At 60.4% G+C, this 22453-nt stretch carries 25 protein-coding genes; 11 read left to right on the top strand and 14 right to left on the bottom strand.

Annotated features, from left to right (window positions below; all coding sequences use genetic code 11):
* The first annotated feature begins 25 nt into the window (after positions 1-25).
* Complete coding sequence (locus tag K3177_RS02390) at positions 26-907, top strand: glycine zipper 2TM domain-containing protein (protein ID WP_221596821.1); 882 nt, start codon at positions 26-28, stop codon at positions 905-907.
* Here K3177_RS02390 and K3177_RS02385 read toward each other — a convergent pair.
* The 10 genes from K3177_RS02385 to K3177_RS02340 form a co-directional block, all read right to left on the bottom strand.
* Positions 904-3246 carry a fimbria/pilus outer membrane usher protein gene (locus tag K3177_RS02385; protein WP_221596819.1) on the bottom strand — a complete coding sequence of 781 codons (2343 nt, stop codon included), beginning with the start codon at positions 3244-3246 and terminating at the stop codon, positions 904-906. The genes K3177_RS02390 and K3177_RS02385 overlap by 4 nt on opposite strands.
* Before the next feature lie 40 nt (positions 3247-3286).
* A complete protein-coding gene (locus tag K3177_RS02380; RefSeq protein WP_221596817.1) occupies positions 3287-4024 on the bottom strand; it encodes a fimbrial biogenesis chaperone in 738 nt (245 codons plus the stop codon).
* Positions 4025-4075: 51 nt separating this feature from the next.
* Positions 4076-4561: a Csu type fimbrial protein gene (locus tag K3177_RS02375; RefSeq protein ID WP_221596815.1), complete on the bottom strand. Its 486-nt coding sequence runs from the start codon at positions 4559-4561 to the stop codon at positions 4076-4078.
* A gap of 170 nt (positions 4562-4731) precedes the next feature.
* Positions 4732-5229: a Csu type fimbrial protein gene (locus tag K3177_RS02370; RefSeq protein ID WP_221596813.1), complete on the bottom strand. Its 498-nt coding sequence runs from the start codon at positions 5227-5229 to the stop codon at positions 4732-4734.
* A 75-nt stretch (positions 5230-5304) separates the two neighbouring features.
* Entirely contained in the window at positions 5305-6279 is a 975-nt protein-coding gene (locus K3177_RS02365; protein ID WP_221596811.1) for a ParB/RepB/Spo0J family partition protein, read from the bottom strand.
* A complete protein-coding gene (locus K3177_RS02360; RefSeq protein ID WP_103024727.1) occupies positions 6276-7067 on the bottom strand; it encodes a ParA family protein in 792 nt (263 codons plus the stop codon). The genes K3177_RS02365 and K3177_RS02360 overlap by 4 nt, the downstream gene beginning before the upstream one ends.
* Positions 7064-7690, bottom strand: a complete 627-nt coding sequence (rsmG, locus tag K3177_RS02355) for a 16S rRNA (guanine(527)-N(7))-methyltransferase RsmG (protein ID WP_221596809.1) — start codon at positions 7688-7690, stop codon at positions 7064-7066. Before rsmG ends, K3177_RS02360 begins: the two co-directional genes overlap by 4 nt.
* Positions 7687-9540, bottom strand: coding sequence for a tRNA uridine-5-carboxymethylaminomethyl(34) synthesis enzyme MnmG (gene mnmG / locus K3177_RS02350; protein ID WP_221596807.1), 1854 nt, complete (start codon positions 9538-9540; stop codon positions 7687-7689). The genes rsmG and mnmG overlap by 4 nt, the downstream gene beginning before the upstream one ends.
* A 58-nt stretch (positions 9541-9598) precedes the next feature.
* Complete coding sequence (gene mnmE, locus K3177_RS02345) at positions 9599-10864, bottom strand: tRNA uridine-5-carboxymethylaminomethyl(34) synthesis GTPase MnmE (protein WP_221596805.1); 1266 nt, start codon at positions 10862-10864, stop codon at positions 9599-9601.
* 14 nt (positions 10865-10878) lie between these two features.
* Complete coding sequence (locus K3177_RS02340) at positions 10879-11142, bottom strand: DUF6489 family protein (RefSeq protein ID WP_221596803.1); 264 nt, start codon at positions 11140-11142, stop codon at positions 10879-10881.
* A gap of 97 nt (positions 11143-11239) precedes the next feature.
* On the opposite strand from K3177_RS02340, the gene K3177_RS02335 reads away from it, so the two are divergent.
* From K3177_RS02335 to K3177_RS02325, 3 genes are read left to right on the top strand one after another with little or no spacing between them, the layout of a single operon-like run.
* Positions 11240-11938, top strand: a complete 699-nt coding sequence (locus tag K3177_RS02335) for a dienelactone hydrolase family protein (protein WP_196847272.1) — start codon at positions 11240-11242, stop codon at positions 11936-11938.
* Positions 11939-11955: 17 nt separating this feature from the next.
* Entirely contained in the window at positions 11956-13554 is a 1599-nt protein-coding gene (locus tag K3177_RS02330; RefSeq protein ID WP_420493661.1) for an FMN-binding glutamate synthase family protein, read from the top strand.
* Positions 13551-13949 (top strand): nuclear transport factor 2 family protein, encoded by a 399-nt coding sequence (locus K3177_RS02325; RefSeq protein ID WP_221596802.1) that lies wholly within the window; start codon positions 13551-13553, stop codon positions 13947-13949. The genes K3177_RS02330 and K3177_RS02325 overlap by 4 nt, the downstream gene beginning before the upstream one ends.
* 12 nt (positions 13950-13961) lie before the next feature.
* Here K3177_RS02325 and K3177_RS02320 read toward each other — a convergent pair whose 3' ends face one another.
* The 4 genes from K3177_RS02320 to hemE all read right to left on the bottom strand — a co-directional run bounded on the left by K3177_RS02320 (position 13962) and on the right by hemE (position 17356).
* Entirely contained in the window at positions 13962-14360 is a 399-nt protein-coding gene (locus K3177_RS02320; protein WP_221596800.1) for a BLUF domain-containing protein, read from the bottom strand.
* A 67-nt stretch (positions 14361-14427) separates the two neighbouring features.
* Positions 14428-15693: a transcription termination factor Rho gene (gene rho, locus K3177_RS02315; RefSeq protein ID WP_103024735.1), complete on the bottom strand. Its 1266-nt coding sequence runs from the start codon at positions 15691-15693 to the stop codon at positions 14428-14430.
* Positions 15694-15853: 160 nt separating this feature from the next.
* A complete protein-coding gene (locus K3177_RS02310) occupies positions 15854-16297 on the bottom strand; it encodes a CopD family protein (RefSeq protein ID WP_221596798.1) in 444 nt (147 codons plus the stop codon).
* Between the two features lie 33 nt (positions 16298-16330).
* Positions 16331-17356, bottom strand: coding sequence for a uroporphyrinogen decarboxylase (gene hemE, locus K3177_RS02305; protein WP_221596797.1), 1026 nt, complete (start codon positions 17354-17356; stop codon positions 16331-16333).
* Positions 17357-17735: 379 nt separating this feature from the next.
* Between hemE and K3177_RS02300 the strand changes: the two genes are divergently transcribed.
* The 7 genes from K3177_RS02300 (at position 17736) to K3177_RS02275 (ending at position 22450) form a co-directional block, all read left to right on the top strand.
* A complete protein-coding gene (locus tag K3177_RS02300) occupies positions 17736-18521 on the top strand; it encodes a pyruvate, water dikinase regulatory protein (protein WP_234003251.1) in 786 nt (261 codons plus the stop codon).
* The gene (locus tag K3177_RS15275) at positions 18518-19123 is read left to right on the top strand and encodes a Maf family protein (RefSeq protein ID WP_247714193.1); all 606 of its coding nucleotides are present in this window, start codon (positions 18518-18520) and stop codon (positions 19121-19123) included. Before K3177_RS02300 ends, K3177_RS15275 begins: the two co-directional genes overlap by 4 nt.
* Positions 19120-19974, top strand: coding sequence for a shikimate dehydrogenase (gene aroE, locus K3177_RS02295; RefSeq protein ID WP_345725341.1), 855 nt, complete (start codon positions 19120-19122; stop codon positions 19972-19974). Before K3177_RS15275 ends, aroE begins: the two co-directional genes overlap by 4 nt.
* Positions 19971-20585, top strand: a complete 615-nt coding sequence (coaE, locus tag K3177_RS02290) for a dephospho-CoA kinase (protein WP_221596793.1) — start codon at positions 19971-19973, stop codon at positions 20583-20585. Before aroE ends, coaE begins: the two co-directional genes overlap by 4 nt.
* Positions 20586-20626: 41 nt before the next feature.
* The gene (gene dnaQ, locus K3177_RS02285; RefSeq protein WP_221596791.1) at positions 20627-21322 is read left to right on the top strand and encodes a DNA polymerase III subunit epsilon; all 696 of its coding nucleotides are present in this window, start codon (positions 20627-20629) and stop codon (positions 21320-21322) included.
* A 78-nt stretch (positions 21323-21400) separates the two neighbouring features.
* Complete coding sequence (gene hpf / locus K3177_RS02280; RefSeq protein ID WP_103024742.1) at positions 21401-21970, top strand: ribosome hibernation-promoting factor, HPF/YfiA family; 570 nt, start codon at positions 21401-21403, stop codon at positions 21968-21970.
* Positions 21971-21985: 15 nt separating this feature from the next.
* Positions 21986-22450, top strand: a complete 465-nt coding sequence (locus K3177_RS02275; RefSeq protein WP_196847265.1) for a PaaI family thioesterase — start codon at positions 21986-21988, stop codon at positions 22448-22450.
* The last annotated feature ends 3 nt before the right edge of the window (positions 22451-22453 follow it).

Raw genomic sequence — 22453 nt, 5'->3', positions numbered from 1 at the left:
CGAGTCGCCCGAAGGAGCACGCATCATGAACGCTCGCGCCGCCATTGTTCTTACTGTCTCCAGTCTGGCGTTGATACCGTTCGGCGCCTTCGCACAGAGCACCATACCCTATGAGGTCGGGCAGTATGAATTCGCACAGCCCTTGCCGGAACTCGATGATGATGTCGTCACGGAAACGGTGACAGAGGACGCAGCGGAAGCCGAACAAGCTGTGCAGAGCAACGCAGCCCCCGTCTTCGTGAGCAATCCGACGATCCAGACGATCGATCCGTCGGATTCAGCCTATGCTGGCAATGAAACCGTCCCGGCGGCTCGCTCCATCCCTGCCCGCGCAGGTGCCGATTTCGTTACCACGCCAACACCGGCAGCAGGGCCCGCTCCCGTGATCTATCGCGATGCGTCCCGTAGCGCGCCGGGGCCTGGTACCAGTCGGACGGAAAATGTCCCGGGGACGACCACTTACAATGCCGCGACCTATCTGCCGGCGGGTGGTCAGGTTGTTGCCTTCGATCGGTTAGCCTGGCTGGATGAATGCCGCGCTCGCCTGGACACGTATGACAATCAAAGCGAGCGCGGAAAGGTTATGGGTGCCTTGATCGGGGGTGTCGCCGGAGGCGTTCTGGGCAACCGCATCGCCGGCGCGGGCCATCGCGCCCCAGGTACGCTCATTGGTGCGGGCGCAGGCGTTGCCGCAGGCATGGCCATCGGCGATGCCATCGACGATCGCAACCGATCGCGCAGCGACAGCTACGGGCAATGTGAAGCCTATCTCGACGATTACATGCGCAGTGTAACCGCCGAAGCGGGAAGCGTTCAGTACGTTCAGCCCGGGCAGTACATGCTGGTGCCGGTTACCGTTTCGGTGCCTCAACGAGTAATTTACCGCGAGCGTACATCGGGCAACTAATCCTTGAGCGCGATGGCGCGTGATGTGCAATGCGCCACAAGTTCGGGCATTTCGAAGCTGTCGGGATCGAATTTCGGCAAGCCAGTCCGGCACTTGTCGCGCACATCTGCCCCAGGGGCGATCCAGTCATCGGTGGACAGGCCGTTAAAATCCACCAGGCCATCAAACGCGACCATGTATTCACGGCCCGATGGCAAGGCCACGATGGTGCTGCCGACCGGTAACGGTTCGCCGCGTTCATCGATTACTCGCAGCAGCACGGACCGATACTCCTCTATGTCCATATCGACCAGAACCACGCCACCGCGCGATGCCTGCATCCTGCGGAATGTGGACCTTGCTACGGCGGCCGAAGGAAGCTTGTCTGGGGCGATATCGAACTGCATCGGTACGAGAGGGGTGATGCGCGTAACCAGCAGCCGCCCGCTGTCGTCCGAACGGCCGACTTCCCGATGCTCATGGGTCACCGTAACGCCCCCCACGTTGCCGGTGCGCACCAGCGCATAGGCATCCGATGCCCTGTCTCGCGCAAAGATTCGCTTGTCGGCGATGACCAGCGATCCTTCCGCTCGCACGCGCGCGGCAACATTCCCCGCCGCATATTCGGCATCCGCTGCCACGCGCGCAAACGGCGCGCGATAGGCAACCGTCCCCGCATACCGCGAACGCTCGCCGACCCTTGCATGTGCGGCATAGCCGAACTCGCCGATTTCGGTATCTGGCCGGAAATAGCTGAGCTGTGCGGCCACGGTCTCCGCCGCCGTGTGCTGCAACGATGCGCTGGCGCTCGTGCGCGGCCCGAACCTCATGTTGAGATTGAGCCCCGCCACAAGTTCACTACGGCCCGCGGACTTGCGAAAGCTGACATCGGCTGCGAGCGTCATCCGGTCGGTCAGTTCATGACGCGCCGCCGCGCGCAGAACGGTTGTTTTCTCCGCCGAAATCAGTTGCGACGGATCGAAAGGCCTCGACAGGCGAGCTACAGAGAACTGAAATCGTGTTGAATCGGCAAGGTCAAAATCCAAAGACCCTATGAATTGTCTGGGGACCGGGCCGTCGCCGGACTGGGCCGCAATGTCGCGATATCCTTTGGTCGGCAGCACTGCCTCTACACGGCCGGAGACACCCCTCCCGACCGATTCGGCACCGAGCTTCAACAGAGCTCCCATTTCACGAGAAGTGCGGCTGTACCGCGCCTCGCCGTAAAGCATGGCCACCGCGCCAATTGTGCCTTGCGCCTGAGCGCCCACATTCCACAGTCCGACGCCCGCTTCGCCGGACATGCCGACGGTGAGTGACCTTGTCAGTCCTCTTCGGACGTAGAACGTTCCGACAAGGTCTCGATAGTCATTGCTACGTGTACCGAATCTTCGTCGGATCCAGCCGGTGGCCGCCCCCCACTGGCTGAGGCCTTTGTCCAGCATTTCCGGGGCGGTATATATTCGCGCTGTCTGGACCGTCTCCTGCCCAAGTTCATCGCGCAAGACGACGGACACTTCGCCACGCCCCGCGGCCATCGGGATGTTGTGGACGCGAAACTCGCCCGCCTCGATCTCCGAAGACTGGAAGCGGCGGTCGTTGACGATAAGATCGACGGATGTCGGTACTGCCACCTGCCCTTGAAATTGTGGCAGCGGATTGGTGATGAGATCTGGCCTGAGCGCGAAATCTGAGCCGATTTGTATGCCGCCAACCCGGAGCGGGCGCTGCACTTCGCTACCTAGGGTGATCACGTCGCCAGCGCTGATCAGAAGAGCCTTTTCGGGCAGGGCAAGTGTCGCCGTTGTGTTGAGGCGAACCAATTTGTCCTCCGAAGCGTCTACGTTCGTGCGATAGGTGAAGGCACTGCCAAGGATGAGATTTCCGTAAGTCACCCGTGGCGCGACATATGCGCCCAAATCGCTTTTGCCACCGGATCGGGTGGCGGTCAGGCTGTAATCGACGATCCCGGCGAGGAGAGGCGACATTTCTCCGGGGTCATAGTTGCGCCGCGCAACATTTACGTCGTTGGGCCCATCGCCTTTTCGATATCTCTTTACCGTGAGCTGCTGGGTAATCCGGTCGAATTCGAACCGGGCTATCTGCATTGTCTTGAGTTTGAGATATCCGCTACTTTCCTCTTCTATAGGTAGGCCAGCAGCCACCGCGGATTCGGCCAGAATGGCAAGCTCACCATCGATCCACTTGAGGTCGACCATGCGTTTTTGCTCAACGCCGTCGACGAAGATCGCACTCAGCCCGGGCCCATCTTTTTCGGCCTCCACGGCACTCTTGAGAGTGAGATCCCTTTCGATCGCAAACGGATCGTTCGCTTGGGCGAACAGGCTGACGGGCGCCATGAAGACGCCCGTCGCAACCAGCCAAGCCGCAGCGAATGATTTAGCTGCAGATAACAGGAACCTGGACACGCTGCGTGTCGCCCTCGATACGCGCCTGAAGGGTTAGCGGTCCTGTGGGACACCCCGCTGGCAGCTTCCATTCGAGCCATGAGCCGCCGTGCACGTAATGGAGCGATGCTCCATCGATTTCGACCGGTGAATTAACCGTGTTGGTAAGGGCCAAACTAACCATACGAGCGGATTGTTGACCGCGATTTGCGACCCGCAACGTATCGCCATTAACGGTCCATTCTAGATCGGCGGGGATTGCCGCCGCGCGGTCCACGAACATCGGAATAGTAAAACGGATACGCGTCATCGCGGTACCGCTTTGCGCCTGCTCGGGATCAGGTAGCTGATCAATCGCTACTCGATAACGGCGTTCACCCTCAGGCGGGAGCGCGCGGCGTTGTACGCGAAAGAACTGCGTATCGCCGGGCTGAATGACCACAATCGCCGGTGAAACGAGTACATCCGTCGTAGGGGCATAGACGTCTTCGCCATCGGATTGTGTCCAGTCGAATGCTCTGACCTGGATACCGATCGGTCGATCCGAAGGATTGATAACCCGGAGCGTCTCCTGCATTTTCTCACCATCCATCTCGAGACGGAGCGGCGCTACCGTTACGCGCGCCGACGGAGCCGATGAGGTAGCGTTGGCCGGCGCTTCCTGGGCGAGCACTCCGCTAGACGGTATGAGCGAAGCAGTAGCCAGTATGGCTGCGAGACGTGTTATCATGATTGGCTATCCGGAGTGGCGACCGGCGGGCCGAAACCCGCCGGACGAGGATCAGAAGGTAACCGTGACGGCAACCGAGTCCGAATAGGTGTCGGCCGCTACGTTGCCTGCAGTCGAAGGAATGCGACCGCCGATAGTGAGCGTCTGCGCGCTGCCAGTACCAGTTCCAGCCGCGATGGCATTGTTGACGGCGAGAAGCGTGCCCGAAGCAGGAACACCGAGATAGAGGCTGTACGGAATCTTGTCCGTGCCCGAGCCGGCCATGTAGCGCTGGCCCGCATTTGCGTTTCCGCCGGCCCCCATAGTTACGTTGAAGTCGGAACCGTCGGTGCATGTGAGTGACATCGAGGTGCTGGTGTCGTGGTTGGCGCCGTTGAGCACGCCCAGTCCAGTCCAGGCCAGTGTAGCGTCGCTTACCTCGCATGATTCGAGGACTTCGGCGGTGACGGTCAGAGTGGCCGAGTTGGTACCGGCAACGGCGGGCGTTGCAGCGACCACACCGGCAGCACTGGCGGCGACCAGAATAATCTTACGCATTTGTTGATCTCCTAAACCCTGTTCCAAGCGGGTGATTCGGAAAATACTTACTGGCGGTATAGATTCCGTTAAGCAGGCCGCGAGGGTTCGGAATGACAGCGCGTCCGAGTGCATCTCTCCATTAAATTGTTGATTCTACGAGTGGAGAAAGGTGCGGCGCAAGAGATGCGCTAGAATTCGACGGTTACTGTGACGCTGTCTTCATAGCGTCCGGTCACAGCAGACCCGTCGAAGGTCAGTTCGCCATAGACGGGAAAAGCGATTGATCCGGTCGAGCCTGAATTGCCGCGAACCTGCCCGGCACGTTGATCGGTCCAGCGACGGGAATAGGCTGGATCGGAGTAGAGATTGTATCGCATGTACGCCCCGCTCGTCGCGTTGCGCATTCTGCGGTTGATGCCTTGGCTGTGCTGGCCACGGTCCATGGAGATCGCAAAATCGAGATTGGCGGTACACTGAACATCGACCGCACCTGTCGATCGAAGGGTACCTCTCGTTCCGATGATCAAGCCAAATGCGACGTCTGTAGTCGTGACGGTGCACCCGTCGACGATTGCCACATTGACCTGGAGATCGGCCGCATTTTCCCGCGCCTCAGCGGGAGTGTGAGCAGCGCCGAGAGCTGCCGCGCCGATCAATATCGGACAAAGGCGAATGGGAAGTGCCATAGCAGGTCAGTAGTGACCCGTATTGCACCATTAGGGTAAACAAAGGGTTTGAGGGCACGTTGGAGTGCTGCCCTGCTAAATGTCTCCGCCCGTAAGTCTCTGACAGATCAGATCTAATTGATCTAGCGTGCGATACCGGATTGTCACGCTTCCGGTGTTTGGTGTGGCATCCGTGGTAATCTTTACCGGCATGCCGAGGAATTCTTCGAGATGCCCCTGCACGGCCGAGATATCCGCATTTCCCTCCGCTGTCTGCTCCGGTCGCGCCTTTTCGCCACTGCCACTCTTACGCGGTTTTCGCGTCAGGGCCTCCATCTGACGGACGGACAGGCCTTCGGAGACAGCCTTTTGAGCCATCTCCGGCGCATCTTCACGTCCGATAAGCGCGCGCGCGTGGCCCATGGAGAGCGAACCTTCTGCCAGAAAGGTAAGCACGGTATCCGGGAGCGCCAGAAGACGTTGAAAGTTGGCGACGTGGCTGCGTGACTTGTCGACCAGCTTGGCAATATCAGCCTGGGTCATGCCCTCGTCTTCCGCGAGCTTCTGATAGGCCCGCGCTTCTTCGACGGGGTTGAGGTCCTCGCGCTGGAGGTTCTCGATGAGGGCGAGAGCCATGACCTCGCGCTGGTCGAGTTCTCGGACGAGTGCCGGGATCTGGTGCAACCGCGCTCTCTGCGCAGCGCGCCAGCGGCGTTCGCCGGCGACGATGCGGTAACGCCCCCTGCCCAGCGGCGATACGATGATCGGCTGAATGACACCGCGCTCGGCGATGGACGACGCGAGCGAATCTAGCGCTTCTTCATCGAAGCGGGTTCTTGGCTGTCCGGGTAGCGGTTCGATGTCGGCCACCGGGATCGAAGCCAGGCCTTCCGACATGGTTGCGCGCCCGGAACTGTCCGGCATCGACGATTGATTACTGTCGTTACTTGATTCCCGCGCCACCAGCGGTTCCTCGCGACGCGTTTCCCCGAGCAGGGCGCCAAGACCTTTGCCGAGCTTCTTCTTGCGGTCGATGGGATGCGCTCCTCGTTCAGCGTTTGTCTGGCTCATGCGGCTTTCCGGTTTTCAGGCAACCGCCCGATAAGCTCACGAGCGAGACCGATATAAGCACGGCTGCCCGGGCAGTTGTGGTCGTAGACGAGAGCCGGCATGCCGTGGCTCGGCGCCTCCGACAGGCGGACATTGCGCGGGATCACGCTCTCGAACACGAGGTTACCGAGGCAATCGCGCACATCGTCGGCGACTTGGTCAGTCAGGCGATTGCGTCGATCGAACATCGTCAGGACGACACCGACGATGCCCAGCGAGGAATTGAAACCCTGCTGAACCCGCTCAACGGTCTGAAGGAGCTGGCTGAGCCCTTCCAAGGCAAAGAATTCGCACTGCAGGGGTACGAGCAGGGTATCGGCAGCACACAGGGCGTTGAGTGTCAAAAGCCCCAGTGACGGGGGGCAATCGATGAAACACACGTCGTAACCGGTGAAACCACCGGGAGTTTGTTGATGAAGTGCATGCGTAAGACGAGCGGTTCGATCGTCGACGGAAACCAGTTCGACTTCGGCGCCGGAAAGGTCCTGGGTGGCCGGGACGATGTCGAGTCCGGGAATTTCGGTCGGTTGGGCGCATTCGGACAATGTCGCCTGTTGAAGAAGGAGATCGTAGCTGGTGTTTTCACGTGCGGAACTGGCGACCCCGAGGCCCGTCGAAGCATTGCCTTGGGGATCGAGATCGATCAGCAGCGTTTTCCACCCGGTTGCCGCCATCGCCGTGGCGATATTGATCGCGGTGGTCGTCTTGCCCACCCCGCCCTTCTGGTTGGCTATGGCGATGGTGATCATTGGTTCTTGCTCCATTGTCCGCGGCCGACGACAATTCCTGCGTCCTGATCGGTGAGAGATTGTTCCACGTGAAACATCTTACCGTGATTCTTCGGCAGGTCTTTTACTTCTTGCGATGCAGACCGCCCCTTCGGCAACACCCAAAAGGTATCCTTTGTGGAGAAGCGTGCGGATAACGCGAGCAACCGATCCAGAGGCGCAAAGGCGCGGGCAGAGATTGTGCCGGCAGGGAACGCCTCTACACTCTCGAGACGAGCGCCTTCTACACGACAGTTCTGCAGGTCGAGTTCGGCAATCATGCGCTCAAGCCATTCCACCCTTCGCTTCCGCGATTCGACAAGTACAACCGACAGTTGAGGGCGCATGACGGCGATGACGAGACCGGGGAACCCCGCGCCACTGCCGAGGTCGAGCCATGATGAGCCCTCCCCGCCCCATTTCAGGAGTTGGGCCGAGTCCGCAATATGCCGCTGCCACACCGTTTCGAGTGTTGCACGTGCAACAAGATTCTGACGCTCGTTCTCCTGTGCCAGTTCAGCCGTGAGTGTTTCGAGCTTATCCATAGCAGCGGCGTCACACAGATCGGACACGTAGTGCTTTGCCTGATCTTCGTCGGTGATCATGCCGCTCTGCTTTCCAGCTTGCGCGCATGAACGAGCAAAGCCGCGATGGCTGCAGGCGTTACGCCGCGAATCCTACCGGCTGCTGCCAGCGATTCCGGCTTCGCCCGTGAGAGCCGCTCTATCATTTCATTCGACAGGCCAGGCACCTGATGAAAAGGAAAGTCGCTGGCCAGAAATTGCGCTTCGTTCGCACGCAAATCGGCCAACTCTGCATCCTGTCGCGAAAGGTACGGGGCATAGAAGGCGTCTTCCGCCATCTCCACGGCTAGGGGATCCGACGCATCAACCTCGCCGGTCCATGCGCGCAGTTCTTCCAGAGTAGCATGACCGCCACCGATCCATTCCGAAACTGGACGGGGACCCAAATCACGTTTCACGTGAAACCCCGCATCTGCCAGAGTTTTCGAATGAAGGGGAGCCTCAAACTGCCGGGAATAGCGCACCCTGCGCTCTTCGCGTCGTTCATACCACTCCGCCCGCTCTGCTCCAACGATGCCACTGGCGATGCCCAAGGGGGTCAGCCGCGTATCCGCATTGCTCGCACGGAGCCGCAAGCGATATTCCGCCCTCGACGTCAGCATACGATATGGCTCGGTAATGCCCTGCAGGGTCAGATCATCCAGCATAACCGCGATGTAAGAATTGGACCGATCCATCTGGACGGCTTCGCCGCCAGTTACACGCGCGGCGGCGTGCATCCCAGCGACCAGACCCTGCGCGGCAGCCTCTTCATAACCGGTCGTCCCGTTAATCTGGCCCGCACAATACAAACCGGGGATCGCGTGTAACTCAAGGGATGACGAGAGAGCGCGCGGATCAATGTGATCGTATTCGACGGCGTAGCCTGGAACCGCCATCTCAACCCTTCCCAGACCATCCATCTCCCGCAGCATAGCCAACTGCACGTCCGCGGGCAGCGAGGTAGAGATGCCGTTGGGATAAACGAGGCTGGTATTCAGCCCCTCCGGTTCGAGGAAAACCTGGTGACCATCCCGATCGGCAAAGCGGTGAATCTTGTCTTCGATCGATGGACAATAGCGGGGGCCCGCAGCGCCGATAGCCCCAGAGAAAAGCGGCGACCGATCGAGATTGGCGCGAATAATCTCATGAGCGCGTTCGTTGGTGCGCGTGATAGCGCAGAAAATCTGCGGATTGACGCGCCGGGTAGAAAGCGCACTCATGGTCCAGACTTCCTCGTCCGAAGCTTGCTCTTCCAGACGCGCCCAGTCGATGGTCCGACCATCCAGCCGGGGCGGTGTGCCAGTCTTTAGCCGGCCCATGGGAAGCGCTGCATCCCGCATCTGTGAAGCGAGCCGGTGCGCTGCGCCCTCCCCGATACGGCCGCCTTCGAACCGCTCTTCCCCTCGATAAAGAACGCCGCCGAGGAACGTGCCTGTGCACAATATTACCGCAGAAGCCTCGAGCCTGTCGCCACTCGCCAGCTCGATCCCGGCAACTCGATCTCCCTCCAACCGGAGTGCGGCTACCTCTCCCTCTACCAGTTCGAGCAACGAGTCCTTGCGAACCACCTGCTGAACGGCCTGGTGAAACAGATACCGATCCGCTTGTACACGGGGGCCCCATACCGCACTGCCCTTGGACCGATTGAGCATGCGATAATGAATCGCCGCAGCATCCGCGGCCCTGCCGATGACTCCGTCAAGAGCATCCACTTCCCGAACCAGATGACCTTTGCCCAAGCCGCCGATAGCCGGGTTGCAACTCATCGACCCGACCTTGTCGATATCAAGCGAGACAAGCGCAACGCGCGCACCTATGCGCGTAGCAGCGCAGGCTGCTTCGACGCCGGCGTGACCGCCACCGACTACAACTACATCGAACTGGTGCATGCAGGCGCTTTACTGAAGGCACGCTTGCGCGTCAAAGGCCCATGTTTCACGTGAAACACTATTTACCGATGCAAAACCGACCAAACAAAGCGTCGAGCATCTCTTCCGTAGAATCCCGACCAACCAGACGATCAAGCGCCCGCCGCGCGGCCCTGAGATTCTCGGCAGCGATCAACAAATCCGAATGTGTATCTACAACCTCCAGGCTCTGCGCCGCAGTCTGGGCCCATTCCCGCTGCCTACGATTGAAGGCGATCTGATCGACAGGAGGTAAAACTTCCCGCGCCTTCTCAACCAACATGTCCGTCAATTCAGACAAGCCAAATCCAGTTACAGCCGAAACTTCCAAGCCTTCCGACTGCCCTGCCCCAAGGTCGGATTTCGCGCTGATCTGGATCGCGCCAGCAGGCAGATCATCCGGAGCGCCGAGCCATAGAACAATGTGCCCATTCGCAACCTCCTTGCGCGCGCGTTCGATGCCCATCTCTTCGATCGCACCTGCGCCGCTATCGCGCATACCGGCTGTATCGACCAAAACGAGGGGAACGCCGCCGATAGAAACCGGGCGTTCAAGGACATCCCTCGTGGTCCCGGCCTCACTCGTCACGATGGCTGCATCGTCGGACAGCAATGCGTTGAATAGAGACGATTTTCCGGCATTGGGAGGTCCGGCAAGTACGACGCGAATGCCGTCCCTCAACCTCTCGGTCGCCGGTCGCTGCGATGTCGCCCGGATTTCGCCAATCAGTTCGTCGAGTTCACGTGAAAAGGATGCAGGAAGCGATACATCATCCTCATCCGCGAAATCGATCACCGCTTCGATTGACGCGGCGAGGCCAAGTACACGGTCCCGCCATCCTTCAATCCGGCGGGACAAATCTCCCCCAGCTGCGAGCAGCGCACCGCGGCGCTGCAATTCGGTTTCAGCTGAAAGTAAATCGGCCAGACCCTCGGCTTCAGCCAGATCGATACGGCCATTGCTGAAGGCGCGGCGGGTGAATTCACCCGGTTCCGCTTCCCGTAACCCGTCGATACTGGACAATGCCGCAAGAAGGGCCGCAACCACCGCCCGCCCCCCGTGGCAATGAATTTCCGCAAGATCCTCACCCGTGGCCGTATTCGGTCCCGCGAACCACATCACCAGCGCCTGATCCAGCGCATCACCCTCGCCATTCCGCAATATCCTCAACCGCGGCGAGCGGGGCGGCGGAAGCCCGCCTGCCATCAGCGACAGAGCTTCCCCTGCCCGAGGACCGCTGATCCGTATAACGCCGATGCCTGCAGGTGGCGCGCCGCTGGACAGCGCGTAAATCGTGTCAGCCATCGGGCGAGTTTACCTCAGTCGCTATCTGTAGGCTTGCTCTGCGACGAAGATCGACCGGCGTTGGCCCCTTCCATGAAACTCTGGAACAGTTTGAAACCGGCCTGACCCATCGGGGCGAGCTGCTTGGCATATTCCTGCAGCTGATCGGTGCTGCTTACGCCCTTCATCGCTTTCGACATCATGTCGACATAAACGGCGTTCGCCTTGCCCACATCGGGAAGACCCATGAAAGTCCGCGCCTCTTCAGGCGTGCAATCGATTTCGACGTGGACCTTCATTGCGTTTCCTCCGTTATGGTATGCGAGATCCTATTTGGGTCCGCACACCGCGTCACGCAAGCACAGACACCAATCAAATCGAGGGAGCCCCCCGCCCATGAGCGAAACCGTCACCGTAACGAGCCTGACCGACAATGAAGAATTCGACGCCTATGTCGCGCGCCCTGCGGACACACCGAAGGCGGCCATCGTCGTGATCCAGGAAATCTTCGGGGTAAACGCCGGCATCCGGCGCAAATGCGACAAGCTGGCAGAAGACGGCTATCTTGCCGTTGCGCCGGATTTGTTCTGGAGGCTCGAGCCGGGCATCGAGCTCGACCCCGATGTCGAACCGGAATTCCAGCGCGCGCTCGACCTGATGGGCAAGTTCAACCAGGATCAGGGCATTCGCGATATAGAGGCGACCATTCATCACATCCGCGAACGCGAAGGTGTGAAAAAGGTCGGTGCCGTCGGCTACTGCCTTGGCGGCCGCTTGGCTTATATGACCGCAGCGCGAACCGATGCGGACGCCACAGTCGGCTATTACGGGGTTGGTATCGACGAGTTGCTGCGCGAGAAGAATGCCATCGCCAATCCGCTGATGCTGCATATTCCGACCGAAGACGGCTTCGTCGACAAGGACACGCAGAAAGCAATGCATGACGGTCTGGACGATCATCCCAAGGTGACGCTCTACGACTATGAAGGGCTGGACCACGGCTTTGCTACCGAATTCGGCAAACGGCGTAGCGAAGATGCCGCGCAGCTGGCCGACAAGCGTACGGCAGAGTTCTTCGCCGAACACCTAGGCTGATGCGCAATCTCGCGCATATGCGCGAATCGTCCGAACTGTTCATGCGGTTTGGCCCGACGTTGGTCGTCGTGCTGCTGACCACCCTGTTCGGTATGGTCGGATCGCTGCGCTGGGGCCTGGTCTTCACGATCCCGTTACTGGTCGTGGCGGTGTATGACTTCTGTCAGCGCCGCCATACCTTGTGGCGGAATTATCCGCTGCTCGCCCATGTGCGCTGGATGATGGAAGACCTGCGCCCCTATGCGCGGGCCTATCTGGTAGAGGGTGACCTCGAAGGGCGGCCCTTCAACCACCAGCAGCGTGCGCTGGTCTATGCGCGATCGAAGGGCCAGCTCGACAGCCACCCGTTCGGCACGGAACTGGACGTATATTCGGACGAATACGAGTGGCTTGCCCATTCGATGACACCGAATGCCGATGTACCCGCGGAATGGCGGGTCGATGTGGGCAGCAGCCAGTGTGACAAACCCTACTCCGCGGCGCTGCTCAACATCTCGGCAATGAGTTTCGGATCGCTGTCGGCCAACGCGATCATGGCCCTGAACAAGGGCGCAGCGGCGGGCAATTTCTACCACGACACGGGCGAAGGCGGCATCTCGCGCTATCACCGTTCGCATGGCGGGGACCTCGTCTGGGAAATCGGCAGTGGCTATTTCGGATGCCGCAAGGACGACGGATCGTTCGATCCGGACCGGTTTGCCGACAATGCGCGCGACGACCAGGTCAAGATGATCGAAATCAAGATCAGCCAAGGCGCGAAGCCGGGTCACGGCGGTGTATTGCCCGGCACCAAGGTAACGGAAGAAATCGCCGAAGCGCGCGGCGTGACCGTTGGCACGGATTGCATCTCGCCCGCGGCGCATTCGACCTTTTCGACACCGATCGGCATGCTGGAGTGGGCCGCAAAACTGCGCGACCTATCCGGAGGCAAGCCGATCGGCATGAAACTGTGTGTCGGCAAGCCGCACGAAGTCTTTGCCGTGATCAAGGCCATGCGGGAAACCGGCATCGTGCTCGATTACATCGTCGTCGATGGCGCAGAAGGCGGCACGGGTGCGGCGCCGGTCGAGTTTTCGAACCGGGTGGGCATGCCTTTGCGCGAAGGGTTGATCCTGGTTCGCAACGCTCTGGTCGGGTCTGGGCTTAAGCCCGAGATAAAGCTGGCGGCGGCGGGAAAGGTGCATTCCGGTGCGGGCATGGCGATGAATTTCGGGCTCGGCGCGGATTTCTGCAATGCCGGCCGCGCCTTCATGTTCGCGCTTGGCTGCGTCCAGTCGCTCAAATGCCATACCGATGCCTGCCCTACCGGCGTCGCCACGCAGGACTCGACCCGGCAACGCGGGCTCGTGCCGATGGAAAAGGCCGAACGCGTAACGCGCTTCCAGCGGCATACGCTGCATTCCTTCCGCGAAATGGTGATCGCCATGGGACTCGATAATCCCTGGCAGATCGCGCCCCATCTGATGTCGGAGCGGATCAACGGGGTGCAGTCCGACAGTTTCGAGCATCTCTATCGATTCCTCGGACCCGGCCAGCTGCTCGACTCTCCGGAATCCACCCCCTATGCCAAAGCCTGGGCAGCCGCGCGTGCGGACACGTTCAGGGAGGTAGCATGAGCGCAGAACTCGGCTTGCAGAAGTGGCACAAGGTCATCGAAGAAGGCAGCGCGCCGGACGCGCTGGCAGCGATCATCCGCGACGACGCGGTATTCCATTCGCCGGTCGTGCATACGCCGCAGGAGGGTCGCCAGATCGTGGTCGCCTATCTAGCGGCGGCCGGGCAGACGCTCGGCAACGACAGTTTCCAATATGTGCGCGAGCTCGTCGATGGCGATAACGCGATGCTCGAGTTCACGACCGAGATGGATGGCATCCATGTGAATGGCATCGACCTCATCCGCTTCGACGAGGATGGCATGATCGCCGACTTCAAGGTGATGGTGCGGCCCCTGAAGGCCGTCAACAAGGTCTGGGAACAGATGGCGGCGATGCTGGAGCGTCAGAAAGGCTGATTTATCAAGATCTTACGCAGCCATGCGCGGCGTCATGATGGTTTCGATCAGACGCGCTATCGTCGCCTGCGAAATTTCGGTCTGCCGCAGTTTCTGCTCGAGTATCCGGGCGTCACCGCCAGATACGGCCAGCCGCTCCATCCGCCAGTTCGGGAAACAGCGCCCGCGCCCTTCCCGGCGCTCCAGCACCTCGAGGCGCTGGTGCCTGCTGTCGGCCTTGAGATCTTCTAGCAAGGCGTCGAGAGACGCGGCAGGGCCTTCGACGAACTGAACGAATGTGTCGTGGGCGTAGACCAGAAAACCGGTCACATCCCGCGTGGGATTGTTACGCGCGGACGTCTCGATAATCTTGAAAACATCGCCCGACTGGAAATCGTCGCTCGCGTATGAAACGTAAATCAGTTGCTGCATAAATCTTCCTTGCAGCAACTGATACGTCCGACGTGTCTAACAGGTCGTTAACCGCAAATGGTTGTATTTACTGGTTCATATTGGCGAAGAAATCTTCGTTGGTCTTGGAATCCTTCATCTTGTCGAGAAGGAATTCCATCGCGTCGATCGTGCCCATCTGCATGAGGATACGGCGCAGGACCCACATCTTGGAGAGCTTGTCCTTCTCGACCAGCAGTTCTTCCTTGCGCGTGCCGGACTTGCCGACGTCGAGAGCGGGGAAGATGCGCTTGTCGGCGACCTTGCGATCGAGCACGATTTCGGAGTTACCCGTGCCCTTGAATTCTTCGAAGATAACCTCGTCCATGCGGCTGCCGGTATCGATCAACGCCGTGGCGATGATGGAAAGCGAGCCGCCCTCCTCGATATTGCGGGCCGCACCGAAGAAGCGCTTGGGCCGCTGCAGGGCGTTCGCATCGACACCGCCTGTCAGCACCTTGCCCGAGCTGGGAACCACGGTGTTGTAGGCACGGCCGAGACGGGTAATCGAATCGAGCAGGATGACGACATCCTTCTTGTGTTCAACCAGGCGCTTGGCCTTTTCGATGACCATTTCCGCGACCTGGACATGGCGATTGGCCGGTTCGTCGAAAGTCGAGGAGATAACCTCGCCGTTGACGCTGCGTTGCATGTCGGTGACTTCTTCCGGGCGCTCGTCGACGAGCAGCACCAGCAGGAAGACTTCCGGATGGTTGTCGGTAATCGCCTTGGCGATGTTCTGCAGCAGCACGGTCTTACCGGTGCGCGGCGGCGCAACGATCAGCGCGCGCTGGCCCTTACCCTGCGGCGAGATGATGTCGATCACCCGCGCGCTCTTGTCCTTCACCGTCGGATCGAGCGTATCGAGCGTCAGCTTTTCTTCGGGATAGAGCGGCGTGAGATTGTCGAAGTTGGTGCGTGTGCGCACATTGGCCGGATCTTCGTAATTGACCGAAGTCAGGCCGGTCAGGGCGAAATAGCGCTCGCCTTCCTGAGGTGCGCGGATCTGGCCTTCGACCGTATCGCCGGTGCGCAGGCCCCATTTGCGGATCTGGTTGGGCGAAACGTATATATCGTCCGGGCCGGCAAGGTAATTCGCTTCGGGCGAACGCAGGAAGCCGAAGCCGTCCTGCAGCACTTCGATCGTGCCGATGCCCATGATTTCTTCATTGTATTCTTCATCGTCCGCCAGTTCGCGCAGGATGCAGAACATGAGATCCTGGCGGCGCATTGTGCCCGCCGCTTCGACGCCCAGTTCTTCGGCCATCGCGACCAGATCTGCCGGAGCTTTTGCTTTGAGGTCTTTAAGATGCATGTGGTTATACTCGGTATTCGGTTGGGATGGCCGGCGGGTCGGTAGGGGCTTGGAGAAAGCAGACCCGGCCTCGTCAGGATGCGAAGCCCGTAGCCGGTTGATGATGCGCAGTTACGCCCGCGTCAGGGGGGCGTCAATTCACAAAGCGACGTACCGAAGCTCAGAACGGTTTGACGACAACCAGCACGACGATGATGGCGAGCGCGATCCCGGGAAATTCACCCCAGATCCGCAATTGCTTTTCCGTCATCGGGCGCTCGCCCGCTGCCATTTTCTTGGATCGTGCGACCATTATGCCGTGGAACGCCGTCAGAAGCACCACAAACAACAATTTGGCGTGAAACCATCCCTGGTCCCATGCACCGATCGACATCGCCAGAAGCAGGCCCAGAACCCAGACAACGATCAGGCTGGGTGTGAGGATAACCTTTCGCAGCAGACCCATCCTTTTCGCCCACAGAGCCGATTCTTCGGATCCGGGCGCCGCTGCATGCAGATAGATCATCTGACGGGGCAGCATGAACAGACCGGCCATCCAGAACACCATGAAAATGATGTGGCCGGCCTTCAGCCAGTAGTAGGTCATGGCGAGGACATCCTGCATTGCCCGAACATGTAATGACCGCTCACGCCCTCGTCACCCCTTGAAACTACGAACCGTCGCAATCAGCCGATCGACATGTTCGATCGGGGTGCGCCGGTCTATCCCGTGACCGAGATTGAAGACATGCGGGCGGTCTGCAAAGGCTTCGAGGATCAACCGGACGCGGTGCTCCAGCCGATCGCTGCCGGCGAGCAGCAGCAGCGGATCGAAATTGCCCTGCACGGGCATGCCGGCGGGTAATTCGCGGGCCGCCCAGTTCGGGTCGATCGTTTCATCCACTCCCACCGCCTGGACCCCGGTTTCGCGGGCGTAGGCCGGCAATTTCTCCCCTGCCCCCTTCGGGAAACCGATCACCGGCGTATCGGGATGGCGTGCACGCAGCGCGGCGACGATCCGCGCATTCGGCGCAATCACCAGCCGCTCGAATTCGTCGGGTGCAAGACTGCCTGACCAGCTGTCGAATAGCTGCACCGCTTCGGCGCCAGCATCGATCTGTCCCGAAAGATATTCGATCGTTTCGCCCACGATCGCATCCAGGATCGCGTCGAGCTTGGCTGGATCGCGATAAGCCATGGCCCGGGCATCGTGCTGGTCGCGGCTGCCCTCGCCCGCCACCATGTAGGTCGCAACCGTCCAGGGGCTGCCTGCAAAACCAAGCATCGTCACATCATCGGGAAGTCGCTGGCGACAGCGCCGGACGGTTTCGTAGATCGGATCGTAGCGCGAACGGTCGCAGGTCAGGGCATCGAGTGCTGCATCGACCAGCGGCGGCGACAGCTTGGGACCCTCGCCCGCCAGAAATTCCAGATGTTGCCCCAGAGCGTGCGGCACGATCAGGATATCGGAAAACAGGATCGCTCCGTCGAAGCCAAACCGGTCGATCGGCTGCAAGCTTATTTCGCAAGCCGCTTCGCTGTCGTAGGCCATGGCGAGAAAGCCGCCCTTTTCCGCCCGCAGCGCGCGGTATTCGGGCAGGTAACGACCAGCCTGGCGCATGAGCCAGAGAGGCACCTGCGCACCGCGCTTGCCGTTAAGCGTATCGAGAAGAAGACCGGGCATCGATGAGTCCAATCCAATAAATAATATTATTTATATAGAGGTTGAAGGAGTCTGTTGGCCCTGTGGATTTCAGGGATAACTGGCCCCTGCCCGATTTCTCCCGCGCTGCAAAGGGCAACCTCTGCAATGCGACTCGCCCGCCGTGTTGAGTCGAGTCAAACTTATCCTCGCTGTCCCCACCCCTGCGCATAAATCGGATTTGCTGTGCGGGAATCGGCCCGTGAAAGACTCGTTTCGTGGAGGGTTTTTCGTCCCGAACTTGTCGCCAGCTTTCTCCCGTGGTTTATGCCACCCGTTCTCCACAGGCTGCAGGACCGCCAAAATCTCCAATCGCGTGCATCTCCATCTGCTGTCAGATTCGACCGGCGAAACGCTCGAAATGCTCGCCAAAGCGGCCCTTGCGCAGTTCGAGGATGCCGATGTCGTACGCCACTTCTGGCCGATGGTCCGCAGCCGGCAGCATCTTGAACGGATCCTGCCCGAGCTCAAGGGCAATCCGGGGCTCGTATTGTTCACGCTCGTCAATCTGGACACTCGCACGCGGCTCGAAGAAGCATGCGGCCAACTGGGTCTGCCGGCTGTCCCGATCCTCGACCGGGTGACGGAGGCGCTGGAGAAGGCGCTCGGCCAGGAAGCGCATGGACGGCCGGGCCGGCAGCACGCCATGGACCAGGCATATTTCAATCGCGTCGAGGCAATCCAGTTCACCATCGCCCATGATGACGGGATCGGCTGGGAGAACTGGGAGGAAGCGGACATTGTCCTGGCGGGCGTCTCGCGCAGTTCGAAGACTCCGACCAGCATCTACCTCGCCAATCGCGGGTACAAGGTCGCCAACATTCCGCTGGTGGTGGAAAGCCCGCCGCCGCCCAAACTCTACGAATTGCAGAACCCGATGGTGGTGGGGCTCACGACCGCGCCCGAGCGGCTCATCCAGATCCGCCGCAACCGGCTGCTTACTCTGAACGAGGAACGGGAAACCGACTATGTCGATAACGAGCGCGTGAAGGACGAATTGAAGTTCGCCCGCCGCATGTTTGCCGATAATGGCTGGGCGGTAATCGATGTAACGCGGCGTTCGATCGAGGAAACTGCCGCCGCGATTATTCGGCTCCACAACGAACGAAAGGCGCGGGGTACGCGCCAGGGAGCAAAGCCCATATGACGAAACTCGGCGGAACCGGCATCGTGCTCGCCTCGAACAGCGCGTCGCGCAAGGCGATGCTCGAAGCGGCGGGCGTCTCGTTTACCGCGCAAGCGGCAGATGTGGACGAGCGCGCGCTCGAAGCGGAGATGGACTATGCCGACCCTGCCGAGATTGCACAGGCGCTGGCCGCGGCGAAGGCAGCCTCGGTTTCCGCAAGCCGGCCGGGCGATCTGGTGCTGGGATCGGATTCGCTGGTCGAGTTTGATGGCAAGCGGTTCGACAAACCCACCAGCCGCGAGAACGCGGCAGACCATCTGCGGTCTTTTTCCGGTGGGGTAATGACATTGCACAGCGCTGCAGCGCTGGCGCGTGATGGCCAGATCCTTTGGGTCGGGTCCGACTTTGCAAGGTTGCATGTACGTGAATTGAGCGACGCGTTCATCGAAACCTATCTCGATGCGGAATGGCCCGCAGTAAGCCAGTGCGTTGGCGTATTCCGTATAGAAGGCCCGGGCGCGCAGCTCTTCGACGGTATCATGGGAGACCAGTTCACCGTGCTGGGGATGCCCCTGCTGCAGGTGCTCGATGCCTTGCGGGAAGAAGGCGCCTTGCTGTCGTGACGCGCCATGCCGAGGTGATCGGCGATCCGATCGCGCAATCCAAATCGCCCGCGATTCACGGTTTCTGGATAGAACGGCTGGGGCTGGACGCCGATTATCGCGCGACACAAGTCGATGCGGGTGGACTTGCGGACTATGTTGCAGACAGGCGCAGGGCCTCGGATTGGTGTGGATGCAATGTCACCATGCCGCACAAGCAGACAATCATGCCACTGCTCGACCGCCTCGAACCACTGGCAAAGCAGGTTGGCGCGGTGAACACCGTCGTAAAAGCGGCTGATGGAAAGCTGGTTGGGCGCAATACCGATGTGGCGGGATTTCTCGAACCCTTGACCGATCGACTTCGCCAGCAGCATTATTTCCGCATGGCGCGAGTAATCGGAACAGGCGGCGCTGCACGGGCGATCGTTTCGGGTCTCGCAAGAGAGGGCTTCACCCTCGTCGTCGCGGGACGGGACCGGGCCAAGGCCGACGCCCTGCTGGAGGAACTGGACCCAAGCGGGGAACACCATGCAGCACAGATCGACCACTTTGCTGCGGCCACGGACTTCGTCTTCGACGACCGCAAGGGCTGCTGCGATCTGGTCGTCAACGCTTCGCCCCTGGGAATGAAAGGCAAGCCGCCGCTGCCCTTCGACTGGAGTCATGCTCCGCCGGGTTCGATTGCTTACGATATCGTCACGGACCCCGTGGATACACCATTTTTGAAATCCGCTCGCGAAGCCGGGTTCGAGACCATCGATGGACTGGCGATGCTGATCGGGCAGGCGGCCGCAGCATTTACGCACTTCTTCGGAATAGAGCCGCCGCGTGAATTCGATGGGGAATTGCGGGAAAGACTCATGGCATGAGCCGCCCCCTCATCATCGGCCTTACCGGCTCAATCGGCATGGGAAAATCGACCGTAGCGGCCATGTTCGAGGCTGCAGGGGTGCCCGTATTCGATGCCGATGCCGAAGTGAGGGCCATGCAGGGACCCGGCGGCGAACTGGTTGCTGCCATTGAGCATGCGTTCCCCGGCACTACGGACGAAAGCGGCGTTTCGCGCGAAACGCTTGGCGCGCTGGTCTTCGGCAATGCCGCAGAATTGGCGCGGCTGGAATCCATCGTCCACCCTGCCGTTGGACAGAAGCGTCAGGCCTTCATGATCGAACATTCGGGAGCGCCGGTCGTCGTCTTCGACATCCCACTCCTGTTCGAAAAAGGTGGCGCCGCTGCAGTAGACCGGGTCGTGGTCGTTTCGGCATCGGCTGAAAAACAGAGGCAACGGGTACTTGCCCGGCCCGGCATGACCGAGGAAAAATTTACCCAGATCCTCGCCATCCAGACTCCCGACAGCGAAAAGCGCGAGCGGGCGGACCATGTGATCGATACCGGCACCAGCCTTGCCGAGACGGAAGATGCAGTTCGCGTGCTGATCGAAGAATTGAAGTCTGCGCCACGGCGGCAAGGCTCGCTGTAACCCCCTTGTAATCTGCGGCCACGGGGCCGATAGAAGTGTGGATGCGTGAGATCGTATTCGATACCGAGACAACCGGCCTGGATCCCAAGACGGGGGACCGAATGGTGGAGATCGGCTGCATCGAGATGGTCAATCTCGTGCCGACGGGCGCAACATATCACGCCTATTTCAATCCCGAACGCGACATGCCGGCAGGCGCCGAAGCCGTTCATGGTCTTTCGGCGGCATTCCTGTCGGACAAACCCCTGTTTCGCGAAGTGGCGCAGGAATTGCTCGACTTCATCGGGGATTCGCCGCTTGTCGCGCATAATGCCGGCTTCGATTTCGGCTTTCTCAATGCGGAACTGGCACTGATCGCCAAGGAACCGGTGTGTACGACGCGCATGGTCGACACGGTGGCTATTGCGCGCAAGCGTCACCTGGGTGCCAAGCTTTCGCTCGATGCGCTGTGCAGCCGCTACGGGATCGATCGCAGCCACCGGGTCAAACACGGCGCGCTGCTCGATGCCGAGTTGCTGGCGCAGGTCTATGTAGAACTGAAGGGCGGCCGCCAGATCGGATTGGAACTGGCAGCTGAGGCGGCGATGGCCGAGATCGCTGGCGAGCAGACTATCGTTGCGGTGCGAAAGGCTCCCGCGGGGCCGCGGCGCGAACCGCGTCCGCATTTCGCCAGCCAGGCGGAACTTGCGCGGCATCGGGAATTCATGGCGGAAATCGAAAACCCTCTCTGGGGCTAGATTCCCGGCAGGTGGAAACCGGCAGACGGGCCGGAGAGTTGGGGTCGCACGGGGGACGATAAAGGAGAAAACGACAAGATGGACATTCGCGTTTCCGGCCACCAGATCGACACTGGCTCCGCCCTGCAGGAACATGTCGACGATCGACTGAACTCCATCGTCGATAAATATTTCAACCGCGCAATTTCATCGCACGTCACCTTCGGCAAGGGGCCGGGTGGCGCCTTCACCTCCGATATCGTGACGCATGTGATGCAGGGCCTCATCCTGAAGGGTCATGCCGAAGCGCATGATGTGCATCAGGCATTCGATGCCGCCGCGAGCAAGATCGAAAAGCAGTTGCGCCGGTACAAGCGCCGGATAAAGGACCGTCACGAACAGGCCGCTCACGCGGTACGCGAAACGGAAGCCGCCTATACGATCCTGGCAGCGCCCGAACCCGACAATGACGAGGAAGTCACATCGGACAGCCCGCCGATCGTCGCCGAAACCAAGGCCATGATACCCGAATGCAGCGTTGCCGATGCGGTCATGCTGCTGGATCTGCAGAACGCCAATGGCCTGTTGTTCAAAAATGCCGGTAGCGGGGCCCACAATATGGTCTATCGCCGGCACGACGGGTCGATCGGCTGGGTCGAGCCGCGCTAGGGGAGAGAGGGAGCAATGACCGGGGCCGCATCCAGCGGGGCACAGCGCCATCACCGGGCGCTGGAAAGCCTCTACGCTTCGGCGCCGGTCAATGCGCTCTTCGCATCCCGCCTCGAAATCACGGGCGAAGGGGCTGCGCGCATCACCTTCAATGTGACCGAAGAGGTCTATCACGCCGCTGGGGCAGCCCACGGCACGATCTATTTCAAGATGCTCGACGATGCCGGATTCTATGCAGCGAACACCTTCGTTTCCGACCGTTTCCTGCTGACGACATCGTTCAATCTCCATTTCACCAAGCCGGTGCGGATCGGCGAAGTGGTCGCGGAAGGCCGCTGGGTGAGCGGGCGCAAGCGGGTATTCGTGGCGGAATCGCGGCTGGTCGACGCCGAAGGCGACGAGATCGGCCGGGGAACCGGGACATTCATGCGCTCGCACATCCCTTTGTCCAGCCTGCCCGGTTATCTGGCCGAAGGTTGACGG

The sequence above is a fragment of the Qipengyuania pacifica genome, from assembly GCF_019711555.1.
GTDB lineage: Bacteria > Pseudomonadota > Alphaproteobacteria > Sphingomonadales > Sphingomonadaceae > Qipengyuania > Qipengyuania pacifica.
The sequence above is the reverse complement of the archived record's forward strand: the minus strand, read 5'-3'. Positions and strand labels throughout refer to the sequence as shown.